Below are 1,013 nucleotides of genomic sequence, written 5' to 3' on the forward strand. Positions count from 1 at the left end.
GCCGAGGGGCATGGAGGATGCGTCATGATCGATCCGTTTGGACGCACGGTCAGCTATCTGCGGGTGTCGGTGACCGACCGCTGCGATCTGCGCTGCGTCTATTGCATGTCCGAGGACATGCATTTCCTGCCCAAGGCCGAGATCCTGTCGCTGGAGGAGCTGGAGCGCCTGTGCGGCGCCTTCGTGCGCTCGGGGGTGCGCAAGCTGCGCCTGACCGGCGGCGAGCCGCTGGTGCGGCGGGGCATCATGAGCCTGATCACCAATCTGGGCCGGCTGGTCCAGTCGGGCGAGCTGGACGAGCTGACGCTGACCACCAACGCCACCCAGCTGGCCAGATATGCCGAGGATCTGGCCGCCGCCGGGGTGCGTCGGCTCAACGTCTCGCTGGACAGCCTGGACGCGGCCAAATTCGAGGCGATCACCCGCTGGGGCAAGCTGGATCAGGTGCTGGAGGGCATTTTCGCCGCCAAGGCGGCGGGGCTGGCGGTGAAGATCAACACCGTGGCGCTGAAGGGCGCCAACGAGGACGAGCACGAGCATCTGGTGGAATGGTGCGGCCGGCACGGCTTCGACATCACCTTCATCGAGACCATGCCCATGGGCGACATCCATTCCGACCGGACCGAGCAATACCTGCCGCTGTCGCTGGTGCGGAGCCGGCTGGAGCACCGCTTCACGCTCACCGACCTCGACGACCGCACCGGCGGTCCGGCCCGCTATGTGCGGGTGGCCGAGACCGGCGGGCGGATCGGCTTCATCACCCCCATGACCCATAATTTCTGCGAGAGCTGCAACCGGGTGCGGGTGACCTGCACCGGCACGCTGTACATGTGCCTGGGCCAGGAGGACGCCGCCGACCTGCGCACCCCCCTGCGGGCCAGCGAAGGCGACCAGCTGCTGGAAGCCGCCATCGCCGAGGCCATCGCCAGGAAGCCCAAGGGCCACGACTTCATCATCGGCCGCGACGCCCGCCCCGCCGTCGGCCGCCACATGAGCGTCACCGGCGGCTGAAA

At 68.1% G+C, this 1,013-nt stretch carries 1 protein-coding gene; it reads left to right on the forward strand.

All coding sequences use genetic code 11. From position 1 onward, the window contains the following. The first annotated feature begins 24 nt into the window (after nt 1-24). On the forward strand, nt 25-1,011 hold the full coding sequence (gene moaA / locus H261_RS22885) for a GTP 3',8-cyclase MoaA (RefSeq protein ID WP_040477534.1): 987 nt from the start codon (nt 25-27) through the stop codon (nt 1,009-1,011). Nucleotides 1,012-1,013: the final 2 nt, after the last annotated feature.

Origin of the sequence: Paramagnetospirillum caucaseum (assembly GCF_000342045.1) — a bacterium.
GTDB classification, from domain to species: Bacteria; Pseudomonadota; Alphaproteobacteria; order Rhodospirillales; family Magnetospirillaceae; genus Phaeospirillum; species Phaeospirillum caucaseum.